Below are 6877 nucleotides of genomic sequence, written 5' to 3'. Positions count from 1 at the left end.
TCATAACAACAAATCAAGCCAAACTACCCTCACGTAGATTGGCTTGTTATATTAAAAATACTTCCTCTATTTTCCTTAAAATAATATTTTTTCAACAAGCATTAAAAATAATTTTCTTCTTAACTTTACCCATGAAAACACTATTATTTCCTTTACAAAAAAATAAGATACTATTATGAAAAATGATTTAATACGTTTTGATTGGGCGATAAAACGCCTCTTAAGAAATAAGGCGGATTATGTAATTTTAGAAGGGTTTCTTTCTGAATTGATGCAGGAGGACCTTACGATAGATAGTATTTTAGAAAGTGAAGGAAATCAAGAAACGGCTTCCGATAAATTCAATCGTGTTGATATTCTGGTGAAAAACCAAAAAGGAGAATACGTTATTATTGAAGTGCAGAATCAACTAGAATACAATTACTTTCAACGTATGCTTTACGGTACCTCAAAAGTACTAACGGAGTATATTTCATTAGGAGAATCTTACCAACATGTCAAGAAGGTTTATTCTGTGAATATTGTATATTTTGATTTGGGTCAAGGAGCCGATTATGTTTATCATGGTAAAACTAATTTTGAGGGCATTCATCAGAATGATAAATTAGACCTATCAGGTAAACAGAAAGTATTTTTAGGTGAAGATAAAACTCCTTCTGATTTATTTCCTGAATATTACATCATCAAAGTAAATCAATTTGATGATGTAGCCAGAAATACGCTAGATGAATGGATCTACTACTTCAAAAACAATGAAATCAAAGATGACTTTAAAGCGAAAGGGTTAGAACAAGCCAAAGAAATTTTAAAAGTAGATAAAATGTCTAAATCTGAACAGGTAAGCTATAAGAATCATATTATAAATCTTATGGATGAAGCAAGCAGAGAGCGTACTTTGGAGATGGAGGCTATTATTAAAGAAAGAGAGATAGGTAAGAAAGAAAAAGCGTTTGAAACTGCTAAAAACTTCCTTCAAATGGGATTATCTATAGAACAAGTAGCAAAAGGCACAGGTTTAACACTCCAAGAAATAGAAGCATTGGCTAAGAAATAGTTGAATGATTGGGAAATCTCTCGACTTCCGATTAGTACTTGTACCAATGGGTAGATTTAATTATTATCGATAACTTCTAGTGGATCGTGAGCTATAATGCATTGTGGCCCTACAGAGTTATAACCTTTCAATTATTCACTAAAGCAATAATTATTACTAATTCTGTAAAGACAAAATGCCTCACATCTCACAATCCACCAGAGCAAAAAATTAAAATTCTATTTTATAAGCTAATGAAGGAATGACAATTTGTGCATCAGCTTTCTCAAGGTTTTGAGTTTGATAGTTGTATAAATAACCATAATCATCCTTACTGCCAAGGGCATTTAATAGCTGTAATTTCCATGTGCCCGTATGTCTTCTTTTATTAATTTTCCAATAGAACGAAATATCTAAACGGTAAGATGGATCTTGTTTCTCCGTATAAATTTTTGATTCATCATAGATGGTTTCTTTTTGATCCATACTTTCCTCAGTATCTATAGGAGTGGTATATTTTCCACCAAGAAGATTCAAACGACCGCTAAGGCCTAACACTTTGTTTTTTGATTTTCCAACGACCCATTCTTTGCCATAAATTGCATTGATCACAAATCCTCTATTGAATCTAGTATTACGTTCAATACCATCACCTCCCTTGTATTTTGAATCAAAGACAGAACCGGTAAACATATAGTAAAAGCCTTGATCTAAACTTCTTGATAAAGTGATGTCTATTCCCATGTTTTCACCTGTTCCAGTTCCTTCCATTTTATCTTCATACAGCCATTGAGCATCAATATTAATGGCCGAGTAAGAACTATCTGGAATTACAGGGACGTCATAGAGGAGTTGGTAGTAGGGTTCGATACTAAGTGTAATTTTGTCATTAATATTCCAATCATATGAAAAAACATAATGATGAGATTTAGATAGTGGTAAGGAAGTATTTGGTTGAGTTACTACACCATTTTCTTCAATTTCACTAAAATACAATGGCAAAGGCTCTAGTTTGGAATGTTTACCATAAGCAAATCCGATGGACCTGTTGGGAGAGATTTGATAGGATAGGCTTGCTCTTGGTTCAAATGTCAACTCTTCGTTGAAATTTACATATTGACTATGAATACCTACATTTAATTTTAAGTGAGAGGTTAAATCAAACTGTGACTGTGTAAAAAACTGATAAGTATTAATGGTACTTTGTTCATCTAAATAGGTATACAAAGGATCTTTAAATTCGGGAGAGAAAGCTAATTTAGAATTGTAATGCAATTGATTGACAATTACTCCCGTTCGATTAAAATGAGAAGCATTAAATTTATGTTGCAATACCGTTGAGGCTGTCCACTTATTATTTTTAATACTCAGATCAGCAGTCGGGTAGGTATCTAAAAGGAAATCATATCGCTCTTCTTCGTATCTTTTATACTCCTGTGAAGCCACAACAGATGTTTTTAAGAAGGTTTTATTGCTAAAGGAATAATTATGCGTTAAACCCAAAATTCCAGTTCTGAATGTACCTAGATCAGAATAACTATCGTATTCAGAAACCCATTCGGTGGTGTCTTTATTGGCTTTTGAATCAATACCATCTAATAAGCCTAAGCCCCAAATAGAAAATACACCTGCTTTTTTTGTGGGGACATTAATTTTAAAACTTAAATCTTGATAGGTTGGAATACCATTATCTTCAGGAAGAATAGGCTTTATTAGTGCGAGCGTTGAATATCTATAATTAAAGAGATAAGACGCATTACTATTTTTTGAAAAAGGACCTTCAGAAGAGATATCCAATCCTAATGTTCCTAATTGAACGGCATGTTCAGAAGTTTCATTGTTCCCATTTCTAAACTGCATATCAAAAACGCCTGACATCGCATTTCCATATTCGGCAGGGAAAGCGCCTGTTAAGAAATCAGAATCACCTAACATCAGACCGCTTAGTGCAGATATTGCTCCGCCACCAAAGGAACCAAGACCACCAAAATGGTTGGGGTTGGGAATTTCTACACCTTCTAATCTCCATAAAACACCTTTGGGAGCATTTCCTCTAATCACCACACCATTATCATCTAGGTTACCTGTAGTCACCCCGGCAAAAGAAGCTACAACTCTCGCAGGGTCATCAAAGACAGCTAACCTTTCTGTTTGTTCCACCGTAAAAGACTGTCCACTCACACTGACCATTTCATTTAATGTTTTACCATTTCCTTCTGAAGCCCGAATCACTACTTCTTCCATCTGAGTAGTACTTTCTTTAAGAGGAATGGTTAGAACTAATTCCTTCGCAGAATTCAGCATTAAATTATTGACCATTGCAGGTTCATATCCTACCAAAGTTACTTTTAAATTTTGTCGACCAACTGGAATGCCTTCTAATCTAAAATTGCCTTGGTCATCCGCAACAGTGCCTAGAGGAGTTTCCAAGGAAGTAACAATTATGGTAGCAAATGGTAGGGGAGCTTTAGAAGTGGCATCAACAATCTGACCTCTGATTACTTGCTTCAGTTCTTGTGAAAAGACAGTTGTTGCGAAAAGCAAGAAAAGCATAGAGCAAATATTTTTTTTCATCATTTTAAAAATTGATTTAAGAGCATTTAATTTTGTTTACATGATGATGACACCAAGAGAACGTTTTACCCCTATGCGTGATGAAAAAAATAATATGAAAGAGAAAACAACTATATCCGTTTGGTATGAATATGGAAGCCATTGAGAATGTATAGTTCTTTCAAATAAGAGGAATAATTTTAATATAGATGTTGAAGTTACAGATGAAAATTAAGTTATTGTTTATAATATTACTCAGTGTATTATATTATGTGATTCAAAAAATTATATCCGGGATGCTTGTCTTTTTTTTCTATGGATCAGGTACTCAAAGTTCAAAACATATGATTTTTTTTGAGTTGGCATTTATAATAGCACATCTGCTTTTTTTCTTTTTTTATATAAAAAGAAGCACATGTATTCCTTAAAATTTATCATAATTCATTATTTCATATCAATCCTATTCAATCCTATTAATCTATCTTGTTACTAATGCGGGTATTATACCAGGTTTGGGAGTTTACTAATTTTAGATTATTTCAAATTTCATATTTTCTCAGTCTAGCGCAAGTGTTAAACCGTAGGTGTCACTTGTGCTTACAATTGTTATAAGTCTGAAGACTTATAGCTAAAGTAACACTATTTATAACTAAAAGTCTACAGACTTTTTCTAGATTTAGGTCCAAGTCACGCTTTCAGCTTAAGACTTGAACCAGTAATATAACTAGGAGAAATAGCTTGAAACAAAAAAAGTCTGCAAATCACGAAGACTTACAGACTTTTCTATGCTTTTATTCCGATAAAGACTATCTCATTTTTTCAGAGTATTCCTTCACAGTATTAATAAATACTTTTACTTTTTCAGGATCAATATCTGGGTAAACACCGTGACCCAAGTTAGCAATATGCTTATCAGGACCGAATTTATCCAACATTGCTTTTGTTGCTTTTTCAACCTCAGCATTAGAACCGTATAAAGCACATGGATCAAGGTTACCTTGAAGTACTTTACCGTTGGTCAACATTCTTGATTCAGCAACATCCATGTTCCAGTCCAAACCAACTGTATTACAGTTGCTTCTTCCGATTGCTTCTCTAGCAAAGTAAGCACCTTTAGCAAATACCGTTTTTGGAACCTCAGTGATAGCGTCACAGATTTGGTTGATATAAGGCATTGCAAATACGCTGTATTGTTCTGGAGAAAGAATACCAGCCCATGAATCAAAAATTTGGATCATATCAGCACCTGCTTTGATTTGAGCTTTCAAATATGCAATAGTACTGTCAGTGATCATTTGTAATAACTGATGTGAGAACTCAGGATTTGTATAGAACATTTTCTTTGCTTTAGAGAATGTTTTTGATCCTTGTCCTTCAATCATATAACAGAAAATTGTAAATGGAGCACCTGCAAAACCAATCAAAGGAACTCTACCATTTAACTCTTTCTTTGTCAACTTAATTGCTTCTAAAACATAACCTAAATCAGATTCAACATCTGCTACTCTGATTTTTTGAAGATCAGCTTCTGACTGTATCGTGTTAGGGAAGAAGGGACCTCTTTTCTCGACCATTTCATAAGGCAAGCCCATCGCTTCAGGAATCACTAAGATATCTGAGAAAATAATTGCCGCATCAACGCCCAATAAATCTACTGGTTGAATTGTAACTTCCGCCGCTAATTCAGGTGTTTGACATAATTCCACAAAACCAGAAACGCTATTTCTTACTGCTCTATATTCAGGAAGGATACGACCTGCTTGACGCATTAACCATACAGGTGTTCTTTCTGTCTTTTCACCTCTTGCAGTACGAAGAATTAAATCATTCATGTTATATATTCAATTAAGTTGTTTGGAGTTCTTTTTATTATTCAACAGGAGTTAACCCAAGTTCTTTCCCTATGTTCAACATAAATGGAAATGCTTCTTCTTCGGTGTTTTTGATCTTACCGTCCAAAATAGCCTCACGAACTTGATCCTTGATTTGTCCCACTTCACGTGAAGGTTTAATCCCAAAAGTTTCCATAATTCTCTCACCCGTAATAACAGGCTGGAAGTTACGGATCTGATCACTTTCTTCTACTTCGATCAACCTCGATTCTACATAATCAAAGTTGGCCAAATATTTCTTTACCTTTTTATCGTCTTTAGAAGTAATATCTGCTCTGCAAAGTGCCATTAATGCCTCTACATCATCACCGGCTTCAAAAAGCAAACGGCGAACAGCGGAGTCAGTCACTTCTTTTTTCACAAGAGCAATCGGACGTAAATGAAGTCGTACTAATTTCTGTACAAATTTCATTTTGTCATTCAATGGCAATTTCAAACGCTTAAAAATACCAGGAACCATACGTGCTCCTTTGTCTTCATGCCCATGGAATGTCCAACCTACTTTAGGATTGAATCGCTTGGTAGGAGGTTTAGCAATATCATGAAGAATTGCCGCCCAGCGTAACCATAAGTCATCTGATTTCTCAGCAACATTGTCCAACACCTTTAAGGTATGATAGAAATTATCTTTATGTCCTTTGCCATCTCTACGTTCAACACCGTAGAGATTATTCATTTCAGGGAAAATCAATTCCAATAATCCTGAAGTGAACAAAAGCTTAAAGCCATAAGATGGGAGTGGAGAGAGGATGATTTTATTCAATTCATCCATGATTCTTTCCTTGGATACAATCTCAATGCGTTCCTTATTATCGGTAATCGCTTGGAAAGTATCAGGGTCTATATCAAAAGAAAGCTGAGAGGCAAAACGGATCGCTCTCATCATTCTTAGGGGATCATCAGAAAAAGTAATGTTAGGTTCTAAAGGTGTAATGATGTTCTTTTTCTTCAAGTCATCTACACCTCCAAACGGATCAACCAAATCGCCAAAATCCTCAAGATTAAGAGAGATTGCTAAAGCATTGATAGTGAAATCTCTTCTGTTTTGGTCGTCTTCCAACGTACCATCCTCCACAATCGGCTTGCGTGATTCTCTACGGTAAGATTCTTTTCTTGCTCCTACAAATTCTACTTCGTAATCATCGAACTTTACCATAGCTGTACCAAAGCTCTTGAAAGTATTGCAAGGAAGGTTACCACCATTCTTAGCCACTTGTTCGGCCAAAACGATTCCACTACCTACACATACTATATCAATGTCTTTGGAAGGACGCTTAAGAAGTAAGTCTCTGACAAAACCACCTACTAGGTAAGTTTTGAAACCAACCTCCTGCGCACTTTGAGCAACGATCTGGAAAATTGGATTTTTATCTAATGTATCTTTAAAATTGATTTCTGA

At 34.9% G+C, this 6877-nt stretch carries 4 protein-coding genes; 1 reads left to right on the top strand and 3 read right to left on the bottom strand.

Going from position 1 to position 6877, the window contains the following annotated elements; translation table 11 throughout:
* Window positions 1–175 precede the first annotated feature (175 nt).
* Window positions 176–1054 carry an Rpn family recombination-promoting nuclease/putative transposase gene (locus AVL50_RS20565; RefSeq protein ID WP_062618360.1) on the top strand — a complete coding sequence of 293 codons (879 nt, stop codon included), beginning with the start codon at window positions 176–178 and terminating at the stop codon, window positions 1052–1054.
* Window positions 1055–1264: 210 nt separating this feature from the next.
* On the opposite strand, the gene AVL50_RS20560 is transcribed toward AVL50_RS20565, so the two are convergent.
* The 3 genes from AVL50_RS20560 to AVL50_RS20550 all read right to left on the bottom strand — a co-directional run bounded on the left by AVL50_RS20560 (window position 1265) and on the right by AVL50_RS20550 (window position 6871).
* Window positions 1265–3610, bottom strand: a complete 2346-nt coding sequence (locus AVL50_RS20560; RefSeq protein WP_062618359.1) for a carboxypeptidase-like regulatory domain-containing protein — start codon at window positions 3608–3610, stop codon at window positions 1265–1267.
* A 782-nt stretch (window positions 3611–4392) separates the two neighbouring features.
* Window positions 4393–5418 (bottom strand): uroporphyrinogen decarboxylase, encoded by a 1026-nt coding sequence (gene hemE, locus AVL50_RS20555; protein WP_062618358.1) that lies wholly within the window; start codon window positions 5416–5418, stop codon window positions 4393–4395.
* A gap of 37 nt (window positions 5419–5455) precedes the next feature.
* Window positions 5456–6871 (bottom strand): CCA tRNA nucleotidyltransferase, encoded by a 1416-nt coding sequence (locus tag AVL50_RS20550; RefSeq protein ID WP_062618365.1) that lies wholly within the window; start codon window positions 6869–6871, stop codon window positions 5456–5458.
* Window positions 6872–6877: the final 6 nt, after the last annotated feature.

This window comes from Flammeovirga sp. SJP92, from assembly GCF_001583495.1.
Classification (GTDB): domain Bacteria; phylum Bacteroidota; class Bacteroidia; order Cytophagales; family Flammeovirgaceae; genus Flammeovirga.
Note: the sequence above shows the minus strand (reverse complement) of the source record. Positions and strands in the feature narration are given on the sequence as shown.

What these genes read in the sequence shown, in the direction of transcription:
- AVL50_RS20560 (WP_062618359.1), bottom strand. Translation starts at nt 3,610, where the DNA reads ATGATGAAAAAAAATATTTGCTCTATGCTTTTCTTGCTTTTCGCAACA.
- hemE (WP_062618358.1), bottom strand. Translation starts at nt 5,418, where the DNA reads ATGAATGATTTAATTCTTCGTACTGCAAGAGGTGAAAAGACAGAAAGA.
- AVL50_RS20565 (WP_062618360.1), top strand. Translation starts at nt 176, where the DNA reads ATGAAAAATGATTTAATACGTTTTGATTGGGCGATAAAACGCCTCTTA.